Genomic DNA, 22,183 nt, shown 5'->3' on the forward strand with positions numbered 1-22,183 from the left:
GTTGCCCGATGCGCGCTTTACTCGTGCTGTTCAGCTTGATGGTGTCGATGTCGCTGTCTGCCGCCGAAAAACTCCAGGTGGTCACCAGCTTCAGCATCCTTGCCGACATGACCCGCCAGGTCGGCAAGGAGCATATCCAGATCACCAATATGGTCGGCCCGGACGCGGATGCCCACACCTACGAGCCGACACCGGACGACGCCAAAGCGCTGCTCAATGCCAGACTCATCATCAAAAACGGCCTGGGTTTCGAGCCCTGGCTGGATCGCCTGGTGACGAGTACCGAGACCCGGGCGCCGGTCATCAGCGCGAGCCACGGCGTCATCCCGCGTAGCCTGGATGAAGACGGCGAATCCGTTCCCGACCCGCATGCCTGGCATAACCTGGCGAACACCGAGTTGTACATCGCCAACATCACCAAGGCGCTGATCGCCGCCGACCCGGCGAATACCGCCGACTATGAGCGCAACAGCCAGGTGTACCTGAAACAGGTCTACGCCCTGCTCGCCGAAGCCAAGGCCAAACTCGGCTCACTGCCACCGGGCAACCGCAAGATCGTGACGTCCCACGACGCCTTCGGTTATCTCGGCCAGGCCTACGGCATTGAGTTCATGGCGCCTCAAGGCCTGTCCACCGAGCGCGAACCTTCAGCGGCCGAAGTGGCCGCACTGATCACCCAGATTCGTCAGGCCAAGGTCAAGGCGGTGTTCATGGAAAACATCAAGGACGCGCGCCTGCTCAAGCAGATTGCGGATGAAAGCGGCGCGCAGATCGGCGGCACGCTGTACTCCGATGCCCTGGCGGCGAGCGGCCCGGCCAGCACCTTCACCGGGTTGTTCGAGCACAACCTCAACACCCTGTACAACGCATTGAGCAAGCCATGATCCGCAAGAACCCTTCCGGAGATTTACCGCTGATTGCCGAGTCGGCCTACGTCGACAAGACGGCGATCATCTGCGGCAAAGTGGTGATCGGCGAGTTCAGTTCCATCGCCCACCGCTCGATCGTGCATGGCCCCTGCACCGTGGGCAATCGAGTATTCATCGGCTTCAACAGCGTGCTGTTCAACTGTGTGGTCGGTGACGGTTGCGTGGTGCGGCATAACTCGGTGGTCGATGGTCGTGACCTGCCTGAAGCTTTCTACGTGCCTTCCACCACGCGGATCGGCCCCAACACCGACCTCTCGCAATACCCACCGGTGAGCGTCAGTGCTTCCGAGTTTTCCGAAGACGTGGCGCGCACCAACGTCGACCTGGTGCGCGGCTACAAAGCCCTGCAAAACGAGTTCTGACGCGGGTGGCTAAAAACAGCCATCGTGTCAGGACAAATTGCCTGGCACGACAAACGTCTTAATGTTTGCCCCTGCGGTTTATGCGATAACGCTCGTTAGAAGCACGTGAGTACGCCGACCATGATCCAGATCACCCTGCCCGATGGTTCATTGCGTGAATACGACCAGCCACTGTCCGTGCATGAGGTGGCCGCCAGCATCGGCCCCGAACTGGCCAGCGCGGCCGTAGCAGGAAGGGTCAATGGTGTACTGGTGGACTGTGAATACCTGATCGAAGCGCACGCCCGGGTCAGCATTGTCACCCCACGGGAGCCGGACGGCCTGGAGATCCTGCGCCGCTCCTGTGCATTGATGCTGGCCATGGCGGTCAAGCAACTCCACCCTCATGCGCAATTGCGCGCGGGAAAGGAATTGGGTGACGGTTTCTTTTACGAGTTTGCAGTCGAGCAACCGCTGACCCCGGCAGACCTGCCCCTCATCGAAGCACGCATGCAGTCACTGGCAGCGACCAATCACTCGATCCGTCGTCGGCCGGCGCGCGAAGCCGTGCCGCTGTACCGTCTGGGGGACACCGAGTACCAGAGCCATGGACCACACGTCCCCACCACCAAGGTCTTGCAGGCGTTTGTCCTGGATCACATCAGCGGCACGTTACAGCAACGGATCTACGGCACCTGCTGGTCCAGCCATCAGGAACTGCAACACTGGCGCGTTCCACCCCACGTGGTCGTCGTGAGCATGGATGACCGCCAGGTGACTTATGCACAGGCGGTGACCGAATCCTTGCGCCAAAAAGGCGTGCGTGCCAAGGCCGACCTGCGAAACGAAAAAGTCCACTACAAGATTCGCCAGCACAGCCAGACCGTGCCGTACCTGGTGGTGGTTGGCGAAAAAGAACAGGCCGGGGGGTTTGTCAGTGTGCGCAGCCGCACGGGGGAGGATTTTGGCCGGATGGCTGTCGAGGCGGCGTGTGAGTGGTTGAGCCGGCCGGGGATCTAGGGAGACTGGATGGACGCCTTCGTCGGATCGCCGCCCGGAGCAAGCCCGCTCCCACATTGGTTTCGTGAACACCACAGATCAAATGTGGGAGCGGGCTTGCTCGCGAAGCTCTTAAGCTCTTGGCTTCACCGTGCCGCAATCCTGCCCCAACCAGACGGCGCGGGATTCGAGGCTGCCCTTCTGCTGAATGCCGGTGGCGTTGAACGTCCCGTTGACCTTGGTGGTGAATTCGCGATCACTGAGGAACGTCGCCACACCGGCACCCTGGGCTCTCGGGCAGCTGAAACGGAATTTCCACTGATTGCCGGAGCGGTCGGTGATTTCCTGTTTGCAGCCCGATTGCGGATCCGTCAGCGGAATGTTGTCGGTCTTGACCTGTTCCGGGGTCAGGCACGCCCGGATCCCTTTGCCGCCCATGGTGATGCCCTGCTTTTCCAGCTGTGCACGCTGCTCAGGGGTCATCTGGTTCTGGATCTGGCCGAGGATCAATTGCAGGTCCGGCATGTTCTGCTCATCGACCTTCATGTTGCTCGTGGTCAGCTCCCACAATCCTGGTTGCAGCATTTGCGCGTGAGCCGCCACAGGAAGTGCCAAACCCAGTGCCATGGCCAAACCCAGCAGACGAACGTTCATCGAGTAACTCCTGATCAGTAGTGGCCGTTAGACGTCAGCCGCGGGCTTCGGTTCATGGGCCAATTAATTAGCGACATTCTGCACGGAACATGGTCTGTTAAGCACTGAATCTTCAGGAGCAAGGCAGCCCCCATGGATTATTTCGGACCGCATATTTTCGGTTATACCATCGCCCTGCTGCACTCGCTGGGCATGATTGCGGCCATACACGCCGTGTTGACCGTCCGTACCGCCCAAGGCTCGATCGCCTGGGCCCTGTCGCTGTTTTTCATCCCTTACCTCACGCTGATCCCGTACCTGATGTTCGGCCGCAGCACCTTTGATGGCTACATCAAGGCCCGCCGGCAGGCCAACGATGAGATGCGCAAGGCCGTTTCCGAACTGAACTGGCGGCCCTGGGTAGAAGAAGCCCTCACCGCCCGCGCTTCTTCTGCCTACGCCTCACTCAGAGCGATGCCCAGGCTCGGACACATGCCCTGCCTGGCCAATAACCAGACGCGGTTGTTGATCAACGGCCAGTCGACATTCGACGCCATTTTCGATGCCATCAGCCAGGCCAGGGAAGCCGTGCTGATCCAGTTTTTCATCGTCCACGACGACCGTCTCGGCCAACGCCTGCAAACTTTGCTATTGAAGAAAGCCGCCGAAGGCGTGGCGATCTACCTGCTGTATGACCGAGTCGGCAGCCACTCCCTGCCCCAGGGTTACGTACAGGCCTTGCGTGATGGCGGGGTCGAGGTGAAGGCTTTTGGCCCTCGTAGTGGCTGGTTCAATCGCTTTCAGGTGAACTTTCGCAACCATCGCAAGATAGTGGTGGTGGACGGCATTCTCGGCTTCGTTGGCGGGCACAACGTCGGCGACGAATACATGGGCGAGAAACCGCCCCTGGCCCCCTGGCGCGATACCCACGTGCAAGTGCGCGGGCCAGTGGTGGCGTGCATGCAGGAGTCATTCGCCGAAGACTGGTTCTGGGTGGCGCGCGCCCTGCCGCCGCTGATCCTGCCCGAGGTTTATCCGGAAGACGGTGTGCTGTGCCAGTTGCTCGCCAGCGGCCCGGCAGACGCCTGCGAAACCTGTTCTCTGTTCTTTGTCGAAGCGATCCATGCAGCGACGGATCGGGTCTGGATCACCAGCCCGTACTTCATCCCCGATGAAGCCGTGTTCGCGGCGTTGCGCCTGGCGGTACTGCGGGGTGTGGATGTACGCCTGCTGTTGCCGTCTCGGCCCGACCATAGAATCGTCTACGCCGCCTCCAGCCTCTACGCTTTCGAAGCCGTGCGCGCCGGTGTGCGGGTATTCCGTTACGAGCCCGGATTCCTGCACCAGAAAGTGGTGTTGATCGACAGCGAAATCAGCGCCATCGGCAGCGCCAACCTGGACAACCGTTCGTTCCGGCTGAATTTCGAAGTGATGTTGCTGACCGTCGACAGCGCCTTTGCCGCCGAGGTGGAACAGATGCTCAACGACGACTTCGCCAACGCCCACGAAGTCGCCAAAGAAGAAGGCCGGGAGACCCACCGCCTGCAGCAGGTCGGCATGCGGGTCGCCCGGCTTATTTCACCGATTCTCTAGAGGTAGATATCGTCACGGGTCCATGGCAGTTCATGACTGCCATCGGCGTGGGCCTTAACCGCGAGAATCTGGTGCAGGTTGATCCAGCCCCGGGCAAACGCATAGGCGCAACCGGCCAGGTACAGCCGCCAGATGCGCAGGACTTGTTCCGGTACCAGCCTTGACGCCGCTTCGAGGTTGTCCTCCAGGCGTTCGCTCCAGTGATCGAGCGTACGAGCGTAGTGCAGGCGCAAACTCTCGACGTCGACGATTTCAAGCCCCGCCTCACTGATCTCGGCAGAGATCATCGACAGGTGCGGCAGCTCGCCATTGGGGAACACATATTTCCCGATGAAATCTCCGGCACCACGTCCTACCGGACGGCCATCGGTGTATTTGGCGGTGATCCCGTGATTCATCACCAGGCCGCCTTCTTTGACCGCGCCGAACAAGGTATTGCAGTACTCGGCCAGATTGGCGTGGCCAACGTGTTCGAACATGCCGACACTGACCACTTTGTCGAAACGGCCATCCTGGGGCAGATCGCGATAGTCGAGCAGTTGCAGTTCGACCAGGTCCTCCAGGCCCTCCTCTTTTACGCGTTCCCGGGCCAGGGCCAACTGCTCCTTGCTGAGGGTGATACCGAACACTTTCGCGCCAAACTCCCGCGCCGCATAACGCGCCAGCCCTCCCCACCCGCAACCCACATCCAGCAGATATTCGCCGGGCTGCAGACGCAGCTTGCGGCACAAATGACGGAACTTGGCTTGCTGGGCCTGCTCGAGGCTTTCACTGCCGGTCTCGAAATAAGCGCAGGAATACGCCATGTCGCTGTCGAGCCACAGTTGATAGAACGCGTTGGAAAGGTCGTAGTGGTAGGAAATCGCCTTGGCGTCTGTCTCTTTGTCGTGGACGCTGCGCACAGGCAGATTGTCGTCGTCTTCGTCCAGCAACGCCTGACTCCATTCATCGCAGACGCGGATCACGTCGCTGATGGAGCCTTCGAGTTCCAGCTTGCCTTCGACAAAAGCAGCACCGAGGGCGTCCAGGCTTGGATGGGTAAACTGGGTGACCATTTGTGGGTCCTTGACCACAATCGTGACGCTGGGCGCCGGTCCCAGATTGAGTTCATGGCCGTCCCAGAGTCTCAGGCGAAGCGGTAATTGCAGATTCTGTAAGGCCGGTGGAAGTTGCGCGAGCATGGAGAATTCCCCTTGTTTCAGACGTCTGAACAGAGGGTAGACCATCTTTGAAAAATAGCTGGCTATCGAAATAATAGCCGTTTTCAATGATTCGCGACGCCTACACCTGCCACCGCGAACGCTCAAAATGATGTGCCCTCATCTCCAATGACTACGAACCGGGCGCACAGTTCTAAAAAAGTTTTAGCCCCGTGATTACCCGGTTTAGAGCATTCGCCTTCAGGTTTCGTCCTTGAACTTGAACAGCGGGTCCTGGAACCGCAGCAAACGACCGGCATTGCCCAACACCAGCAAGGTGCTGAGGTTATGCAGCAACGCCGCAATCATCGCCCCGGCAGCGCCAAGCCAATCGAACGCGGCGAAGGCCACGATCGCCAGGGTCCAGCCCAGTCCGATGATCACATTAACCTGCAACGTCTGGCGGCACTGACGGCTCAGGCGCACACAGGTGCCGAGGCGGCGCAGGTCACTGCCGATCAGCACGATGTCCGCCGATGCCAGGGCGATGTCCGCACCGCCCGCGCCCATCGCTACCCCCACCACCCCAGCTTTGAGGGCCAAGGAGTCGTTGATGCCATCGCCGACCACCATCGGCCGGAAGCCGCTGTCGATTTCCTTGAGTACGCGGTTGAGTTTGTCTTCGGGCAAGGCTTGCGCTTCGACGTCACTGATCCCGACATCCCGGGCTAACGTCTGCGCGACGCTGTGACGGTCACCGGTGAGCAACAACTGGCGACCCAATCCGAGGTCGCGCAACTCACTCAGGGCAAACTGCGCCTCGGGTTTGACGCTGTCGGCCAACAACAGCCAGGCGAGGAATTCACCATTGAGCGCCAGTCCGGCAATCGGACCGTCATGATCGGGAACCGCCGTTGTGCTGATGCCGAGCTGCGTAAACAACTCCGGCCGGCCGAGCGCCGCTTCGCCCTGCTCGGTCATTGCCACCACGCCCAGGCCCTGGCGTTCGTGAATGTCAGAGAGCAACAGGAAATGCTCTTGGGTCACCAACCCCGCGAGCGCACGGCTGACCGGGTGACTGCTGGCCGAGCCGAGGCTGGCGGCGAGCTTGAGGACATGACTGTGATCCTCCAGCGGACTGTCGATGGATTGCAGGCGCAAGGTGCCGAAGGTCAGCGTCCCGGTCTTGTCGACCACCAACGAAGTCAGGTCCGCCAACTCCTCAAGGAACGCAGAACTGCGGATCAGAATCCCGTGGCGTGCCGCTACCGCCACCCCGGCAATAGCCGTCGCCGGTGCCGACAACACCAACGCACAAGGACAGGCCGCCACCAACACCGCGAGCATCGCTTGAGCGTTGTTGGTGATGAACCAAGTCACGGCGGCCAGCAACAACACCAGCACCATATAGCTGCCAGCGTAACGTTCCAGCAGACGCGTGATCGGTGGTTTCGAGCGCTCGGCGTTTTGCATCAGGGCGATGACTTTGCCGAGGGTCGATTCGTGGCCGGTGCGGGTCACTTCGATTCGCAGCAGACCATCGAGGTTGATCGCCCCGCCGAACACCGACATGCCGGCGCCTGCTTCCATCGGTACCGATTCGCCGGTAATGGAGGCAGTGTCCAGACTGGCCTGACCGGACAACACCCGACCATCCGCCGGCACCCGGTCCCCGGCGCGGACCTCGACCAGGTCGCCCGCCTTGAGCGTGCCGTTGTCGACTTCGATGATGGAGCCGTCCGCCTGAATTTTACGCGCGTGGCTGCGGGTCAGTTTGCCGAGGGCATGAATCGCCTCCTGGGAACCGATCACGCTACGCTCTTCCAGTACGTGGCCGAAGATCATGATGATCGGCAACAGGGCCGCCGTCAGCAGATCCCCGGTGGCCCAGGCACCCAGCATGGCCAGGGCGATCAATTGATCGGTGATGCCGTGCAGACTTGGATAACGCAGGCTGTACCAGGCCGAGCGCATGACCGGCACGGCGACCAGCAGCGAGGCAAAACCCAGCAGCAACTGACTGACGCCAGTCTGCTCCGGTGCCAGCCAACGCCAGATCAGGCCCAGCGCGAGAAGGCCCAACGCGAGCATGGCCAGGGTCAACTGGCGCGCAGCGCGGCGCTGTTCGGCCGAAGACAACAGGCTCGGTGCGACGGCGGTTTGAGCGGTCATTGTGCAACTCCATGAATGATCAGGCGGGAATCGTCTTTGGGGTCGACCGTGGTGACCGAACCGGCTTTTCCGAGAATTTTCGGCATCCGCTCGCGATAGATGCGCAGCAGCATTTGCGGGTCAGTGCCCTGTTGTTGCGCCTTGGCCAGGCTCAACACCGTGGCCGTGTCGGTGGATGCTTTGGCCAGTCGTTCACTGGCCTGGGCATGGGCAACTTGCAGTGTTCTGTCGGCTTGCTCGTTGGCGGTCTGCGTCAGCTTTTCGGCTTCGGTACGCGCATTGGCCACGGCTTTGTCGGCCTGCTGACTGGCTGTCAGAACCGCATTGAAGGCATTCACTGCTGGGCTTGGCAGACTCGATTGCACATCGACCCGCGCCACCTCGATCCCCAATCCCTGCCCCGTCGCCGTGAGTTCGGCAAGACGCTGGTTGATGCCCTGCACCAGATCGCCTCGCAAGCGCTCGCGTCGTTCCGCCGCCTGACTGTCAGCGCCGATCAGCTCTGGCCGGGCGACCAGAATCGTGTCCAGATCCCGTGCAGCGGTGAGCGCCACAGCGCTGCGGGTGACTAACCGATCCAGTGCGGGCAACACGTGTTCGCCTTGAAGCACGAACGCATAAGGTTCGGTGACTTTATAGAAAACCCGGACATCCAGTTGCACCACTCCGGCATCACCGGTCAGCAGATAACCTGAGCCTGCCAATGCATCACTGATTGGCGTAGCAAAGCTGGCCACGCGATCTGCCTGGATCGCGGCACCACTGCGCAACAGACTATCCACTCGACGCTCGATCACCCGATCCGCCGCCGGCAACAAAATCACCTGCTCAAACGGTTGCGGCCAGGCCAACAACAGCCCGGCATTCTGAATGCGATCCAGCGCACCGAAATGCAAAACCACCGCGCGATTTTGTGGATCGATCTGCCGCACATTGGAAAACGCCCACGCCAAAGCCGCCAACACCGTCACCGCGTACAGGGCGAGAAACGCCAAGCGCCCGGCCTGAATCCAGGGGCTGCTCAACTCATTTGTTCCACGTGGAACCAAATTCATGGCTGCGATCCGGACTTGTTGTCGAGGCTCGGCGGACCGTCAACCAACACCCGGAACGGTGCGGCATCGGTGCGCAGAATCAGCTTGGTCCCGGGCGTTACCACCGTGCCCAAGGTGTCGAGCGAGCGCAGCAGGTTGTAGAGTTGCGGCGATCCTGCGTAGGCGCGACCGTAAATCTGCGCGGCTTCCACCCGCGATTGCGCTTCGATATCTGCCGCTTTCACTGTGGCATCGGCCTGCACAATTCGCGCATCGCGCTCGGCAGCGGAACGAATTTGCGCGGCTTCACGCTTGCCGATAGCTGTGCGCTCAGTGGCGATGGTTTCACGCTCGGCGCGCATCCGGTCGACCGTCGCGGTGAGTGTCACCGAAGGCAGCGTCAATCGTTCGATGCCGATCTGCAACACACGCACGCCATAAGTGGTGAGCAGTTGCTGATCGATTTGCTTGCGCAGTTGGGCTTCGAAATCGGCAATGCGCACCTGGCTGGCATCGGTATTGACCAGGTTCGCCAGATCAAAACTGCTGGCGGTGGTTTCCAGTGCAGAGCCGACAAAAGTGCGAATCTGCCGCGCGGCTTCATCGGGCTGGTTCTGCACCGCGCGCATGAAACGTTGCACATTGTCCGGATCGCCCTGCACCTGCCACGCTACGTAGGCCTGAACGATGATGCGCAAACCGTCCCGGGTGCCGACATCTTGCAAACCGCTGGACGTGGTGCGCAGTCGCAGATCCACCGGGATCGCCGCCTCGAACGGTGCCGGCCAGCGCCAACCCAGCCCCGGGTCCAGCAAGACTCGGGATGGATTTCCGAAGCGCGTGATTACCGTGGCTTCCCCCGAGCGTACCTGCACCAGGCTTGCGGCGGCCACCGCAAACGCCACCAGCAATGCAGCCCAACCCATGCGGCGCCATGGGAATGGACCGGCCTGTTGCGGATCGCCGTGATGATGGTGATGACCGTGGTGGTGATGCCCGCCATGGCCGTGATCGTGGCCGGCGTGGTCATCGTGATCGTGGGTATGGGACTGGCTCAATTGGCAGCTCCTGGCTGAGCGGTTTTACGCGATGACGCAGGGTCAACCGGCAGCGTGAACGTACGGAGGTCGATGGTCGGCGCATTGCTGCTGCCGCCCAGACGATGATCGATCACCAGCAATCTGGCGTTGGCTAAACCCTGGGACAACTGACTGAAATACTGCTCCAGTACGAAAGCTTGGCCAGCACTGGCATAGGCTTTCTGTTCAGCGTTGAATTTCAGGTCCGCAGCTTGCGCGCCAGCGTTGATTTCACGGGCGCTGGCCGTCGCCTGATCACGGGAGATGCTGGCCTGCAACTGCGCCTGGTTGGTAGCCTCGGCAGCGGCGCCGCGTTCTCGGGCGATCAAGGCTTGCACACCAATCTGCGCCGCTTGCACGCCGTGATAGGCATTGGCTGCACCGGCCGGAGGGTGAATGGCCTCGACCACCGTGGCGAGAATTTCCACGCCGCTGTCGAGCTTTTGCAGGTCCGCCTGGACGGCGCGGCCGATCTCTTCGGCCAGCCCTACCCTGTCCTCGCCAAGCAAACCGTCGAGGGTGCGCGAGGCGAAGTCGTGAACCAGGATTCGGCTGGCGGTGCTGCGAATCAACATCGGCACATCGGTGCTGTTATAGGTCGCAGCCAGCGCTGCCTCATCGCTCAGACCGATGCGATAGACGAAGCGCACGTCCATGTTGACGATCTGAAAGCTCTGCTTGTCGGCTCGGCTGCTGGCGATCACCTGGGATTTGTCGTTCACATGGCTAGCGTCCCACAGGCGATTGGCAATCGCCGGGGCCGGGCCTTCGGCGAGGTCGGCCTGAGCGGGGGGCGAGGTTTCTCCAACACTGGTGGCCAACTCGTGAACCACGCCATTCTCGACGCTCAACACCCGGCCCAATGGCCAAGGCAAACCCATATGCAAACCTGGGCCGAACACCTCCACCGGCTTGCCGAATCGCTCGTAGATGCCACGCCCTTGCAGGGCAATTTCGTGAATGCCGGTCAGCGACCAGCCAACGAGCGACACCACCGCCAGCACTGGCAGGAACGCCCGACGCATGTAAGTGAAGGCCCAAATCTGCCGCAGATCGATGCCGAAGCGGTTATGCAATTCGTGCTGCAACGCCAGCAATGGCTGTGGTGGCCAGCGCAGCATGTCGGCGACAACACTGCGCGCCAACAACTCCGGTTCGAGACGTTCACGGCGCGGGCTGAACAATGACAACACCGCGCGCAGCAACAGTTCTGCCGCCACCAGCCCCGGCAGCAGCCCGATCAATACCGCCAGGCGCACAGGCCATACCGAGGTTTCATCGGCAAACAACAGACAAAAAGCACCGAGCACCAGACTGATGATCGCCACACGGATCAATTGCGCCAACGTAGCGGCTTCAGGCCATTGCGCAGTGTTTTCCTGCGCCAGATGGCGTTCCATCACCAACAGGCCGAACGCCAACAGCAGGAAACACGTCGCCCCGACAGTAGCCGAAAGGCCTGGCGCTGCCGGGGGCAACGTGAGGTTCCAGGCCTGTTCCACGCCCAATATCGCCAACAATGCCCAGCTGCCAAGCCACAACGTCGGCGCGCCGATTTGCCCGAGCAGATGCTGCGATTGTCGGCTGATCCGGTCCAGCAATTGCTCATACCACCCCGATGGCGCGGCAGACTCGTCGACAACAATCACCGGCACTACGGGATTCATGGCGCGGACACGCCATTGGGTTACCCACCAGGCCGATTGCAAACCGGCCATCAACACCACAGACGCCGCGCTCAGGTTCAGCAGCAACGCCGACCACAGTGTTTGCGAGGCAAACAGCCCGGCAAACAGCGCCAGCAGCACACCCACCACCGCGAACAAGCCTGCACCGATGGCGAACTGGCGCAAACGCCGCCCTTGAATGAACGCCTGCTGAAAGCGCGGCAGCCCTGCTAACGGTGCTTCATCAACATCGAGATCGACTTGCATACCACCCCGGAGTGTCTTCGCTTACAGGACATTTCGTTACGATATAACGAAAATGGTGAAATTTTCGTATTCAAGCTCGCTATCTAAAGATGCCCAACCTGTCGCTTAGCTGAAGCCTTGACCGAAATACGGCAGAACGCACATATTACGATCGTAATTTTATCCAGGAACTACTTTTACCCATCCCTCCCCCTTTCGATCCAGGAGTACATCCATGAGCACTTATGACGTCGTGATACTTGGCGGTGGCCCCGGTGGTTACAACGCGGCGATCCGCGCCGGACAACTGGGTCTGAAAGCCGCCTGCGTGGAAGGACGCGCCACACTCGGCGGCACCTGCCTGAACGTCGGCTGTATGCCATCCAAGGCGTTGCTGCATGCCTCAGAACTGTACGACGCGGCCATGGGTGCGGAATTCGCCAACCTGGGGATCGACGTCAAACCCAGCCTCAACCTCGCCCAGATGATGAAACAAAAGAATGAAAGCGTTACCGGGCTGACCAAGGGCATCGAGTTTCTGTTCCGCAAGAACAAGGTCGACTGGATCAGAGGCTGGGGCCACATCGACGGGCCGGGAAAAGTCACGGTGACCGATAACGCCGGTGGCAAGACCGTACTGAGCGCCAAGGACATCATCATCGCCACCGGTTCCGAGCCCACGCCCCTGCCCGGCGTGGACATCGATAACAAACGCATCCTCGATTCCACAGGCGCCCTGGCACTGACCGAAGTGCCCAAGCATCTGGTGGTGATCGGCGCTGGCGTGATCGGACTGGAGCTGGGTTCGGTCTGGCGACGCCTGGGGGCACAAGTGACGGTGGTCGAATTCCTCGACCGGATCTGCCCCGGCGTAGACATCGAGGCCGGCAAAACCCTGCAGCGTTCCCTCAGCAAACAAGGCTTGAGTTTCAAGTTGAGTTCGAAAGTGACCAGCGCCACCACCTCCGCCAACGGCGTGCAGCTCAGCATCGAGCCTGCCGCTGGCGGTGCAGCCGAGTTGCTGGAAGCGGATTACGTATTGGTGGCCATCGGGCGCCGACCTTATACACAGGGCCTGGGCCTGGAGAACGTCGGCCTCGCCACGGACAAGCGCGGCATGCTCGCCAACAAAGGGCATCGCACCGAAGCCGCCGGGGTCTGGGTGATTGGTGACGTGACCTCGGGTCCCATGCTCGCCCACAAGGCCGAGGACGAAGCCATGGCCTGCGTCGAGCAGATCGTCGGCAAGGCGGGCGAGGTCAATTACAACCTGATCCCCAGTGTGGTCTACACCAAACCGGAACTGGCGAGCGTCGGCAAGACCGAAGAGCAACTCAAGGCGCAGGGCCGGGCGTACAAGGTCGGCAAGTTTCCCTTCACCGCCAACAGCCGGGCGAAGATCAACCACGAAACCGAAGGCTTCGCCAAAGTGCTGGCCGATGAGCACACGGACGAGGTCCTGGGCGTGCATCTGGTCGGCCCGAGCGTCAGTGAAATGATTGGCGAATATTGCGTGGCCATGGAGTTCAGCGCCTCGGCCGAAGACATCGCCCTGACCTGCCACCCACACCCGACCCGCTCCGAGGCCTTGCGTCAGGCGGCGATGAATGTGGAGGGGATGGCGACGCAGATGTAAGACCCGGAGGGCTTGGGTGGCAGGTCTATCGCCTTCGCGAGCAAGCCCGCTCCCACATGGATTGCGCTGTACCTGTGGGAGCGGGCTTGCTCGCGAATCAGGCGACTCGGTTCAGAGCGGCAAATGCTCCAGCGGTAACGACCCCGGCGCCTTCACTGTATGAATCGCAAAGTTGCTACGGATGTCGCTCACACCCGGCAGTTTAAGCAAACGCCCGGTGAGAAAGCGGTCATAGGCACGCAAGTCCGGTACCACCACCTGCAACAGAAAATCCGACTCCCCTGACACCAGAAACGCCGAAATTACCTCGGGCAATGCCGTTACCGCCAGGCGAAAGGCTTCGGCTTGTTCATCGTTATGGCGCTCGACCTTGACCCCGACAAACACCGTCAGCCCCAACCCCACTTCGTCGCGGTCCAGATTGGCCTGGTAACCGCGAATCACCCCCGCCTCTTCCAGCATCCGCACCCGGCGCAAGCAAGGCGATGCCGACAGGCCGATCTCGTCTGCCAGTTGCACATTGCTCAGGCGGCCATCCCGTTGCAGTGCGGCGAGAATCTTGCGGTCGTAAGCGTCGAGTTTCATGGTTTGGCAGATCCTGATGGTTCAAGCTTGAATAAGTGGCAGATTATGCCAATACATGACCCGAGAGAAGCTGACAACGCAAGCACCTGCCCCGCCCTTCAGCCCTAGACTGGCACGACCAAATCGACAACGAACGGGGTGCGACATGCAAGCTCTCTGGCTGTTTTTCATGGCACTGGCAGTGGTCTACCTGTTGCCGGGGCCCGACATGATCCTGCTGTTGCAGACCGGCGCCCGCCAGGGCAAAGGCGCCGCGCTGGCCACGGCCGTGGGCCTGGGCATCGCCCGTGGTTGCCATGTGGCATTGGCAGCGCTGGGGCTGGCGGCACTGTTCAAGGCCGCGCCCTGGACCTTCGACATGGTGCGCCTGGCCGGCGCCGCGTATCTGCTGTGGATCGGCATTCAGTGCCTGCGAACCACGATGCTGCCGAGCCTCACCAGCGCCGACGCAACCGGCGAAAAACCACGCTGGGGCGCAGCCATCCGACGCGGGCTGCTGACCAACCTGCTCAACCCCAAGGCACTGTTGTTCTGCTCGGTGCTGCTGCCGCAATTCATCGACCCACAGGCCGGGCCGGTGCTCGGGCAATTTGCGACATTGGGCGTGGTGCTGGTCGGCGTCGGTTTGCTGTTCGACAGCGCTTACGCCCTGGTCGGCGCGGCACTGGGCCGTTGGCTGCAACGCAGCCCCTCTGCCCAGCGCCTGCAACAATGGTTGTTCGGCAGCCTGTTGATCGGTTTCGCCGTGCGGCTGACCTTTGTGCAACAGGCTTGAACCTCACTGCGCCTTGCGGCGGCGACGCTTGAACATCAAAAGCGCGGCTGCCGCGAACACCACTACGCTACCGATCTGTAAGGGTGTCTTATACGGCCGCAAGGCCGAACGCGCAGCGTCGGTGGCCTGGGTCACATAGCGTTTGTCGGCGTTCACGAAGTCGGGATACGGGCACTGGTGGCCAAAGTCGGCGGCCCATTCCACGTAAGGCCCTTCTTTGACATAACGCTGATAAATCGCACTTTGCTCCTCGAGACTGCTGTTCCACCCAGACGCCTCGCACAGTACCGCCGCGAACGCCTGACTCGTGTGAGGCAAGTTATCCGCCGCCTTGCTCGCCAGCGCCGTGGCCACGAAGCGATAGTGGTAACGCTGATCAGGCTGGGCAGCGCTGGCCTGCTGACGCTTCACTTCGTCCTCGGCCACCAATGGACCTACCTTCAGATCGGCACTTTCAAGCATGTAGTTACCGCCGAACGTGGCGTAATCCGGCGCCATTTCGTAGCCCAGAATGTCCATGCCCCACTCGCGGGCCGTCCAGGCCGCATTGAACAGCGCAGCGGCGCGACGGGTCGGCCACCAGGCTGAATCAGCCGCCAGGCGTTGCTCGCCATACAGCCTGGCTTTGTGCCGCAAGCCGTCATTGTCGAAGTACGCCGGCGCCTCCTCGTAATGCCCCTCGCGCAACAAGCGCCGCCCAAGCAGATTGCGCAGACTTGCCGCCACCGGCAAGGGCACGTAGTTGTCGCGGTCCTGCTGACTGAGCGGCGGCGGTGCCGGCACTTGAGTGTCGACATAGTGCTTGAGTTCTTCGAGGGTCAACACGCGCTCGGCAACGGTGGCGGCGTCGAACCAGTAAATGCTTTGGCTGCGATACAGCTGATCGAAAGCTTGCAGGTAATCCCCGCGTTGCAAGGCCAGGATCGCGCTTTCACCCTCGACCCGGCATTTGGGCTGAAGCGTTTCGTAATCGTAGTCCGGGGTCCGTCGCTCGCCCCATGATTCATTCTGCGGAAAAGCCTGGGCTGCTTTGGCATAGGCTGCGGCAGCCGCGCTCTTATCGCCCTCGCGCACCGCCAGTTTCGCCCGCAGCCACCAGGCCAACCCGCCATCGCCAGCATGTTCGAGGAAAGCCTTGGCGCTGGCGTAATCACCCTGTTGATAATTCATCGCCGCCAGGCGGTCGGCGTTTTCGAGACTGCCGCGAGTGCTGTTTTGCAGCAGTTTGATCATTTTTTGTTCGCTGGGCGGTTGATCGCCGAATGACCAACCCAATCGGCTGATCAGCGATGCGGTCACCAATTGCTGAACGGGCTGGCCCTTGAACAACTCGACCACTTGATCCTCCGGCAGCTTCATCAAGTCCGCCATCAACAGTTTCAGCGATGTGTAGCCCACCGCGGAGCCGTGCAGATTCTGCGTGGCGTACAGCTCGATGGCGCGGTTCCAGTCGCCGGCGGTGCGCACCACCCGGGCTTCTTCGCCGAGGCTGGCGACGCCCAGTTCCAGTGGATCGCTGAAGCCGTCGATGCTCAGTTGCCGGGCTTGCTCGAAGGCCTTGGCGGATTGTTCGAGCAGACCAGGAGCCGCATTGGCTTCAACGCTCATGGCAAACAACGCACGCCCCAGCGAGTAAGCCGCCCAAGTGCTGCGCGAAGCCCGTTGCTCTGCGGGCAGGGCCAGCACTTTCTTGAAATATCCGGCGGCAAGGGCAGGATCACCCGCGGCAAACGCCACAGCGCCCGCCAGGTACAACCTGAGCTCAGGCGGCAGTTGCGCCCCTTCGGTTTCAACCTGACGGGCATCCGTCAGGCCGCGCAAGTGTTTCACCAACACCTGTTGCTCAGCGGAAAGTCCCGCCTGCTCGGCTTGATCACGCAGCGCTACAGCGTCAGTTTCATCGCTGTAGTCGGCGCCAGCAGTGACGTTCTTCAAGCCTTTGATGGCGTGGCCGAGGCGGCTGATTTCGAAGCTGAAGTTGCCTTCCGGCAGCTCCGCCAGCGACTGGCCCCGGTTATCCAGCAGGCGCATGGGGAAGTCCGGGCCGCAGGCCAGCGCCGAACCCAGCGGCAGACTGAGGCTCAGGCAAAGCAAATGACGCGGCCAGTTACGGGTGAACATTCGAACCTCCTTGATCAATGTGTGCGCAGCGAGCCCAACCAATGGCACGCTGTCCGCCGGCCGGTATTCGGCCATCGCGCAGGCGGGTGAAGGTAAGCAGATCCGGACGCTGTTGCAACGCGTAGCCGGCCAAGGCATCGGCCCCTTCACAGCCGCTGACCGCGAGTGTCAGGCGTTCGGGCCAGGCGCTGTCGAGGTTGCCCTGGTTGCTGAGACCGATGTCATAGAGGCCATTGTCGGCCGATAGTTTCAGCGCCAACTGACTGTCGAGGACATCACCACGTGCCACGGCGCGCAAGGTAGTCAGGCTCCAGGCCCGACGGTCGTTGGCCAACGGCAGGCGAAACCAGATCAGACCCGCCAGATGTTTCGGTGGATCGGCCCGCAGCTCGGTACCGAGGGTGCGCAACGACTGTGGATCGGCAAGTAATTCCCGACGCAGTCCTTCACGCTCCACCATCACTTCGCTTTCCACAACAGGTGCACCACCCGCCGACGGCAGCAACGCCACGCCATAGGCCGGCAGCGCCAGATAGAAAGGTTTCGGCGTGATACGGCTCCAGGCCTTCGCCCATTGTCGGGCCAGATCGGCATCGAACAAACCACGACGCGGATCGCTCACTGCGTGCACCTGCAACACACTGCTGTCGACTGTGGATAACAGCGCTGGCAGTTCGCGACTGTCGAGCCAGGACGGCAACGCGGTGATGCTCAGCGGCAGCGACGTCGGCAATGCCCCCCGCAAATTCGCGAGAAACTTGCGGTAGGCCGGTAGCCGAGCGTTACCGGCGTCGTGGTCGATTTCCACCCCGGCGAGGTTCAATCCCTGTCCCTGCCAGTCGCTGATCACCTGGTGGATCTGCGCTGTGATCTCATCCTGATCCAGCGCCTTGAGTTGCCCATCCAGGCGAATCACTGCAATCACCGGCCGACCATCACGCTTGAGCAGTGCCGGGTCAATCCGCGCCCGACTCCAGCCAGCGTTGGGGAAAGCCTGCAAGGCCAGCACCCGCAAAGTCGAAAAATCGGCGCGGCTGTCCCGGAGGGCGGCGTCGTGGGCCGGCGTCCACTGCCGCTGCCAGACGTAAAGCTGTTGATCCAGCAGCGGTGCATCCTGCCTTTCGCATCCGGCGGTGAGCGCCAGCGCCATCAGCAAGACCATCGAGCGAGTGAAAAAAACCATTGAAACGCCTGTTCCTGAAATGCAGAAAGGGCCTCTGCGGCTAATACCGATCCTGTAGCAGCTGGCGTAGCCTGCGTCCGGCTCGGTCCGCGCTCGGGCGCAGCAGTCGTAAAATCAGAGTTCGCGGTACCTCAAAGAGATCGTGCAAGCCGGATTTACGACTGCTGCGCAGCCGAACGCAGCCTTCGGCAGCTGCTACAAGGAAGGCGTAGCCTCTGCGGCCCTTTTTCGTTCTGCTCACTACCCTACCCAGCCATCGACCGGCGGGCAATGTTCGCCTGCAATGATCTTCAGATATCCAGTACCAACGGCTGCGCCCCCTGCGCCGGAATCGCACAGCAAATCAGTACCTGTCCGTCATCCGGCACCTCGGCTGGCGGCAGTGGGTAATGCACCTGACCGCTGATCAGGCGTGTGCTGCAGGTGCCGCAGGAACCACCGCGACAACTGAATTCCGGACGCAGGCCACGGCTTTCCGCCAACTCCAACAAGCTGCCGCCCTCCGGCTGCCAGCGCGCCTCCTTGGCCGAACGCTGGAACACCACGGGCACGGACGTGGTGGCGGCTGGCGGTTGTTCGATCACCACCGCATCGGGGTCCGGTCGCCGGCGCAAGGTGGACGGGCCGAAGGTTTCGGCATGAATCCGCGAATCGCGAATGTCCAATTCGCGCAAGCCGTCGTACAGCGACTGAGTAAAATTCCCGGGACCACAGACGACAAAATCCAGCTGATCGTAGTCCTCGACTGTCAGCAGATCCTTGAGCAGCGCGACGTCGATCCGTCCACTGAGGTCGAAGTCCTCTCCTTGTATCGCCTCGGCTTCGGGCTGACTGAGCAGGCGCACCACCCGCACCGCGTCACCGGCATCCACGAGCAAGCGATCCAGTTCCCGGCGAAACGGCTGGTCGGCCAGCGTGCGCGAACTCTGGATGAACCATGTCGGCCGTATACGGCGGGTGCGCAATCCCTGATAAACCACCTCCCGCAGCATCGATAACAGCGGCGTGATGCCGACCCCGGCCGCCAGCAACACCAAAGGCCGACGCTCATGGGGCGCTACGGTGAAATGCCCTTGTGGCGCCCGCGCCTCCAATACATCGCCAACACGAATCTGCTCATGCAAATGCGTAGACACCCGCCCGTCACGCTTCACGCTGATGCGGAAAAAATCATCGGACGGAGCGCTCGATAAACTGTACGTGCGGATGTGTACATCACCGTCAATATTGAAGCGCAAGGGCAAATGCTGCCCGGCCTGAAACAGTGGCAACCCGGCTCCGTCGACGGGCTCCAGGTAAATCGAGCGAATGCTGTGGCTTTGCGCTTCAATGCGCGTCACCCGCAACGGCCGCCATTGATCGCCCAAAGCCTTGGCCTGCAAACGTGCCTCGGCCTGCGCCCATGTACCGGTGAGCAAACTGGTGGGTGAAACGCCGTCGAAACGCCAGCGCAACGCCAGTGCGGCGGGGCGGCGTACGACTTGCTCGACATCGATTGTCCACAGGCGCTCGGCCCCTTGGAACGCCTCGACCTGAGGACCTTCCAGAAGGATTTCAGTACGCCCGCTGAGCTGCAGCAAATCACCGGTATTGAAATCGATGAACAACAATCCGGCCCGGGGATTGAGCAACAGGTTGCCCAAGGTATTGAAATGCAGGTTGCCGGCGAAATCCGGAATGGTCAGGCGATTCCCATCCACGTGTACGAAACCGCTCTGACCGCCACGGTGGGAAACATCCACCGAGCGCTCGCCATCGACCTCCACATAACTGGCAACGAAGAACGTGTCCGCCCCGACAATCATGGCTCTGGCCGCATCATCCAGCCCGCTGAAATGCTGGGCGACACGCGTCGAGGGGTCGGCCAGCGGCACCGAGTGAAACTGGCGCAACTGAATGTACTGCGGGCAATTGCCGAAGGACTGATCCACCGTCACCGCGAAACCGCTCGTGGTCATGGCGCGGACATGCCCGTTGATGCGGTTGCGACGGCGGGTGTGCAACTCGATGCCCAACAGGCCGATGGCCGAGCCGTCGCTCAACTGCGCGGGATCATCAAAGGTCGGCAGGCTGCGAAATTGCAGCAGGCCAGGTTCTGGCGAGTGTGCGAAACCGGGCTGGCCTTCAAGGATACTGGCCCAGGGATGACCGTCGGCATCCACCGTTCCGTACAGCATGAACGGCAATTGGTGATAAAACGTGCGGTGCTGGTCCGGCATCTCGCTACGAATCACCTTACGACCGAAAGTTTCCATTCGTTCGGCAACGCCTACATGCGCCTGCAATTGTTTCTCGCCGGCATGCCAGGGTGAACGGTCCATATGGCTTCTCCCTTGCGCCGCTGGCGCAAATCGGGGCGGCCCGGCAACTCCGGGCCGCCAGCATCAGGCAGTTTTTTGCAGGCCGGCGACGGTGCGCGGCATGCCGACAAAACCCGGCAAGGCTTCGATGCGGGCCAGCCAGGCGCGAATATTGGCGTACTCGTCCAGCGACACATTGCCCTCGGGCGCGTGGGCGATGTAGCTGTAGGCGGCAACGTCGGCAACCGTCGGCTCAGTACCAACCAGATACGGTGTATTGGCCAGTTCGTGATCGATCACTTTGAGCACGGTGTGGGCGTAGGCAATCACTTCTTCAGCGTTATAAGGCGCGCCAAACACGGTGATCAATCTAGCCCGGGCAGGGCCGAAGGCAATCGGACCGGCAGCCACCGATAACCAGCGCTGGACCTTGGCGGCCTCCACCGGATCCGTCGGCAGCCAGCGACCATTGCCGTACTTTTGCGCCAGATAAACCAGAATCGCATTGGAATCGGCCAGCACTACGCCCTGGTCATCAATCACCGGCACCTGACCGAATGCATTGAGCGCAAGGAACGCCGGTTGCTTGTGTTCGCCCTTGGCGAGATCAACGAAGATCAATTCGGTCGGCAATTGCAGCAGGGACAGCATCAACTCGACACGATGAGCATGGCCGGAACGTGGGAAGTTGTAGAGTTTGATCGCTTGCATGGTCAACACCTCGGGTCAGTGGTGCTGTTCAGGAGAGAGCAGCGCCGATGGGGTGTATCTTCCACTCACATCCAAAACAACAGAATCACCAGCAAACGCAATCCATTATTTCAGTGGATGAAATAACTCAGTGGTTGAGCGCCGGATGCTCGCGCAGTGTCTTTACCGCGAAATCCACAAAACTGCGCACCCGGGCCGGGGCTTTGCGTCCGCCCTGATAGAACACGTGGATGGGCAATGGCGGCAGTTCGAAGTCGGCCAGAACAATCTCCAGCTCACCGGCGGCCACCTTGCTCGCCACTTGATAAGACAGCACCCGCGTGAACCCCAACCCCAAACTGGCTGCCGTGATGGCCGCCTGATTCGCCGTCACCACCAGCCGCGGTTCTGCCCGCACACTCAAGGTTTCGCCATCTTCAATGAATGGCCAACTCCTGAGTTGGCCAATGGCCGATGTCGCAATGATCGGCGCCTGGGCCAGTTCCTGTGGATGCCTGGGTCGACCATGGCTGGCCAGAAACTGTGGAGAAGCGCAGATCACCCGCCGCACCTCGCCCACGCGGATCGCATGTTGATTGCTGTCAGGGAGTTCGCCGATGCGGATGGCCACATCAACGCCCTCCTCGACCACGCTCACTACCCGGTCCACCAGCATCGCGTTGATGCAGACCTCGGGGAACTGCGTCAGGTAGCTCACCATCAGCGGCGTGACAAACAAATCTCCAAACAAAACCGGTGCGGTGATGGTCAGCTGCCCACGGGGATGGATATGGCTACCCGCTGCCGAGTCCTCCGCTTCCTGCACCTCAGCGAGAATTCTCCGACAGTCCTCCAGATATCGCTGGCCGGCCTCACTCAAATACACGCTGCGCGTGGTACGTGTGAGCAGTTGCGTACCAATTCGCTTCTCCAGCGCCGCTACCGCTCGGGTGACGCTGGCCGCCGACAGACCCAAGCCCCGCGCCGCCGCCGAAAAACCCTGTTCCTTGGCGACAGCAGCGAAGACCTGCATTTCCTGGAAGCGGTCCATGGGCATGTCC

General features: G+C 61.2%; 18 protein-coding genes. 6 read left to right on the top strand and 12 right to left on the bottom strand.

All coding sequences use genetic code 11. The features are described 5' to 3' along the window. Window positions 1-8: 8 nt before the first annotated feature. The 3 genes from PMI34_RS26175 (at window position 9) to PMI34_RS26165 (ending at window position 2,290) form a co-directional block, all read left to right on the top strand. Complete coding sequence (locus PMI34_RS26175) at window positions 9-884, top strand: metal ABC transporter substrate-binding protein (protein WP_008045613.1); 876 nt, start codon at window positions 9-11, stop codon at window positions 882-884. Further along, window positions 881-1,291: an acyltransferase gene (locus tag PMI34_RS26170; protein ID WP_008045626.1), complete on the top strand. Its 411-nt coding sequence runs from the start codon at window positions 881-883 to the stop codon at window positions 1,289-1,291. Before PMI34_RS26175 ends, PMI34_RS26170 begins: the two co-directional genes overlap by 4 nt. 120 nt (window positions 1,292-1,411) lie before the next feature. Further along, window positions 1,412-2,290, top strand: coding sequence for a His/Gly/Thr/Pro-type tRNA ligase C-terminal domain-containing protein (locus PMI34_RS26165; protein ID WP_008045628.1), 879 nt, complete (start codon window positions 1,412-1,414; stop codon window positions 2,288-2,290). A gap of 111 nt (window positions 2,291-2,401) precedes the next feature. Here the strand turns inward: PMI34_RS26165 and PMI34_RS26160 are convergent, their stop codons facing one another. Beyond that, on the bottom strand, window positions 2,402-2,923 hold the full coding sequence (locus PMI34_RS26160) for a DUF3617 domain-containing protein (RefSeq protein WP_008045629.1): 522 nt from the start codon (window positions 2,921-2,923) through the stop codon (window positions 2,402-2,404). 132 nt (window positions 2,924-3,055) lie between these two features. Between PMI34_RS26160 and cls the strand changes: the two genes are divergently transcribed. Further along, entirely contained in the window at window positions 3,056-4,495 is a 1,440-nt protein-coding gene (gene cls, locus PMI34_RS26155) for a cardiolipin synthase (protein ID WP_008045630.1), read from the top strand. On the opposite strand, the gene cfaB is transcribed toward cls, so the two are convergent. The 5 genes from cfaB to hflK (PMI34_RS26130) form a co-directional block, all read right to left on the bottom strand. Beyond that, window positions 4,492-5,676 (bottom strand): C17 cyclopropane fatty acid synthase CfaB, encoded by a 1,185-nt coding sequence (gene cfaB, locus PMI34_RS26150; RefSeq protein WP_008045632.1) that lies wholly within the window; start codon window positions 5,674-5,676, stop codon window positions 4,492-4,494. The two genes, cls and cfaB, sit on opposite strands and share 4 nt — an antisense overlap. A gap of 219 nt (window positions 5,677-5,895) precedes the next feature. Beyond that, window positions 5,896-7,806: a cation-translocating P-type ATPase gene (locus PMI34_RS26145; protein WP_008045634.1), complete on the bottom strand. Its 1,911-nt coding sequence runs from the start codon at window positions 7,804-7,806 to the stop codon at window positions 5,896-5,898. After that, the gene (hflK, locus tag PMI34_RS26140; RefSeq protein WP_008045636.1) at window positions 7,803-8,861 is read right to left on the bottom strand and encodes a protease modulator HflK; all 1,059 of its coding nucleotides are present in this window, start codon (window positions 8,859-8,861) and stop codon (window positions 7,803-7,805) included. The genes PMI34_RS26145 and hflK (PMI34_RS26140) overlap by 4 nt, the downstream gene beginning before the upstream one ends. After that, window positions 8,858-9,898 carry a protease modulator HflC gene (gene hflC, locus PMI34_RS26135; RefSeq protein ID WP_008045637.1) on the bottom strand — a complete coding sequence of 347 codons (1,041 nt, stop codon included), beginning with the start codon at window positions 9,896-9,898 and terminating at the stop codon, window positions 8,858-8,860. The genes hflK (PMI34_RS26140) and hflC overlap by 4 nt, the downstream gene beginning before the upstream one ends. Then, on the bottom strand, window positions 9,895-11,853 hold the full coding sequence (hflK, locus tag PMI34_RS26130) for a protease modulator HflK (protein WP_008045639.1): 1,959 nt from the start codon (window positions 11,851-11,853) through the stop codon (window positions 9,895-9,897). Before hflK (PMI34_RS26130) ends, hflC begins: the two co-directional genes overlap by 4 nt. A gap of 214 nt (window positions 11,854-12,067) precedes the next feature. Between hflK (PMI34_RS26130) and lpdA the strand changes: the two genes are divergently transcribed. Continuing rightward, complete coding sequence (lpdA, locus tag PMI34_RS26125; protein WP_008045642.1) at window positions 12,068-13,468, top strand: dihydrolipoyl dehydrogenase; 1,401 nt, start codon at window positions 12,068-12,070, stop codon at window positions 13,466-13,468. Between the two features lie 111 nt (window positions 13,469-13,579). On the opposite strand, the gene PMI34_RS26120 is transcribed toward lpdA, so the two are convergent. After that, complete coding sequence (locus tag PMI34_RS26120; RefSeq protein WP_008045644.1) at window positions 13,580-14,053, bottom strand: Lrp/AsnC family transcriptional regulator; 474 nt, start codon at window positions 14,051-14,053, stop codon at window positions 13,580-13,582. A 145-nt stretch (window positions 14,054-14,198) separates the two neighbouring features. On the opposite strand from PMI34_RS26120, the gene PMI34_RS26115 reads away from it, so the two are divergent. Further along, entirely contained in the window at window positions 14,199-14,828 is a 630-nt protein-coding gene (locus PMI34_RS26115; protein WP_008045647.1) for a LysE family translocator, read from the top strand. Between the two features lie 3 nt (window positions 14,829-14,831). On the opposite strand, the gene PMI34_RS28925 is transcribed toward PMI34_RS26115, so the two are convergent. The 5 genes from PMI34_RS28925 to PMI34_RS26090 all read right to left on the bottom strand — a co-directional run bounded on the left by PMI34_RS28925 (window position 14,832) and on the right by PMI34_RS26090 (window position 22,173). Continuing rightward, a complete protein-coding gene (locus tag PMI34_RS28925) occupies window positions 14,832-16,949 on the bottom strand; it encodes a hypothetical protein (protein WP_008045649.1) in 2,118 nt (705 codons plus the stop codon). Further along, window positions 16,936-18,132, bottom strand: coding sequence for a DUF3142 domain-containing protein (locus PMI34_RS26105; RefSeq protein ID WP_008045651.1), 1,197 nt, complete (start codon window positions 18,130-18,132; stop codon window positions 16,936-16,938). Before PMI34_RS26105 ends, PMI34_RS28925 begins: the two co-directional genes overlap by 14 nt. Window positions 18,133-18,422: 290 nt before the next feature. Continuing rightward, a complete protein-coding gene (locus PMI34_RS26100; RefSeq protein WP_008045653.1) occupies window positions 18,423-20,453 on the bottom strand; it encodes a 2Fe-2S iron-sulfur cluster-binding protein in 2,031 nt (676 codons plus the stop codon). Window positions 20,454-20,516: 63 nt separating this feature from the next. Continuing rightward, window positions 20,517-21,143, bottom strand: a complete 627-nt coding sequence (locus tag PMI34_RS26095) for a glutathione S-transferase family protein (RefSeq protein WP_008045654.1) — start codon at window positions 21,141-21,143, stop codon at window positions 20,517-20,519. A 127-nt stretch (window positions 21,144-21,270) separates the two neighbouring features. Continuing rightward, the gene (locus PMI34_RS26090; RefSeq protein WP_008045655.1) at window positions 21,271-22,173 is read right to left on the bottom strand and encodes a LysR family transcriptional regulator; all 903 of its coding nucleotides are present in this window, start codon (window positions 22,171-22,173) and stop codon (window positions 21,271-21,273) included. Window positions 22,174-22,183: the final 10 nt, after the last annotated feature.

The organism is Pseudomonas sp. GM74 (assembly GCF_000282455.1).
Lineage (GTDB): Bacteria > Pseudomonadota > Gammaproteobacteria > Pseudomonadales > Pseudomonadaceae > Aquipseudomonas.

Bases quoted from the DNA above. Each gene is read 5' to 3' on its own strand.
- PMI34_RS26175 (WP_008045613.1), top strand. From the start codon at position 9: ATGCGCGCTTTACTCGTGCTGTTCAGCTTGATGGTGTCGATGTCGCTG.
- PMI34_RS26170 (WP_008045626.1), top strand. From the start codon at position 881: ATGATCCGCAAGAACCCTTCCGGAGATTTACCGCTGATTGCCGAGTCG.
- PMI34_RS26165 (WP_008045628.1), top strand. From the start codon at position 1,412: ATGATCCAGATCACCCTGCCCGATGGTTCATTGCGTGAATACGACCAG.
- PMI34_RS26160 (WP_008045629.1), bottom strand. From the start codon at position 2,923: ATGAACGTTCGTCTGCTGGGTTTGGCCATGGCACTGGGTTTGGCACTT.
- cls (WP_008045630.1), top strand. From the start codon at position 3,056: ATGGATTATTTCGGACCGCATATTTTCGGTTATACCATCGCCCTGCTG.
- cfaB (WP_008045632.1), bottom strand. From the start codon at position 5,676: ATGCTCGCGCAACTTCCACCGGCCTTACAGAATCTGCAATTACCGCTT.
- PMI34_RS26145 (WP_008045634.1), bottom strand. From the start codon at position 7,806: ATGACCGCTCAAACCGCCGTCGCACCGAGCCTGTTGTCTTCGGCCGAA.
- hflK (WP_008045636.1), bottom strand. From the start codon at position 8,861: ATGAATTTGGTTCCACGTGGAACAAATGAGTTGAGCAGCCCCTGGATT.
- hflK (WP_008045639.1), bottom strand. From the start codon at position 11,853: ATGCAAGTCGATCTCGATGTTGATGAAGCACCGTTAGCAGGGCTGCCG.
- lpdA (WP_008045642.1), top strand. From the start codon at position 12,068: ATGAGCACTTATGACGTCGTGATACTTGGCGGTGGCCCCGGTGGTTAC.
- PMI34_RS26120 (WP_008045644.1), bottom strand. From the start codon at position 14,053: ATGAAACTCGACGCTTACGACCGCAAGATTCTCGCCGCACTGCAACGG.
- PMI34_RS26115 (WP_008045647.1), top strand. From the start codon at position 14,199: ATGCAAGCTCTCTGGCTGTTTTTCATGGCACTGGCAGTGGTCTACCTG.
- PMI34_RS28925 (WP_008045649.1), bottom strand. From the start codon at position 16,949: ATGTTCACCCGTAACTGGCCGCGTCATTTGCTTTGCCTGAGCCTCAGT.
- PMI34_RS26105 (WP_008045651.1), bottom strand. From the start codon at position 18,132: ATGGTTTTTTTCACTCGCTCGATGGTCTTGCTGATGGCGCTGGCGCTC.
- PMI34_RS26100 (WP_008045653.1), bottom strand. From the start codon at position 20,453: ATGGACCGTTCACCCTGGCATGCCGGCGAGAAACAATTGCAGGCGCAT.
- PMI34_RS26095 (WP_008045654.1), bottom strand. From the start codon at position 21,143: ATGCAAGCGATCAAACTCTACAACTTCCCACGTTCCGGCCATGCTCAT.
- PMI34_RS26090 (WP_008045655.1), bottom strand. From the start codon at position 22,173: ATGGACCGCTTCCAGGAAATGCAGGTCTTCGCTGCTGTCGCCAAGGAA.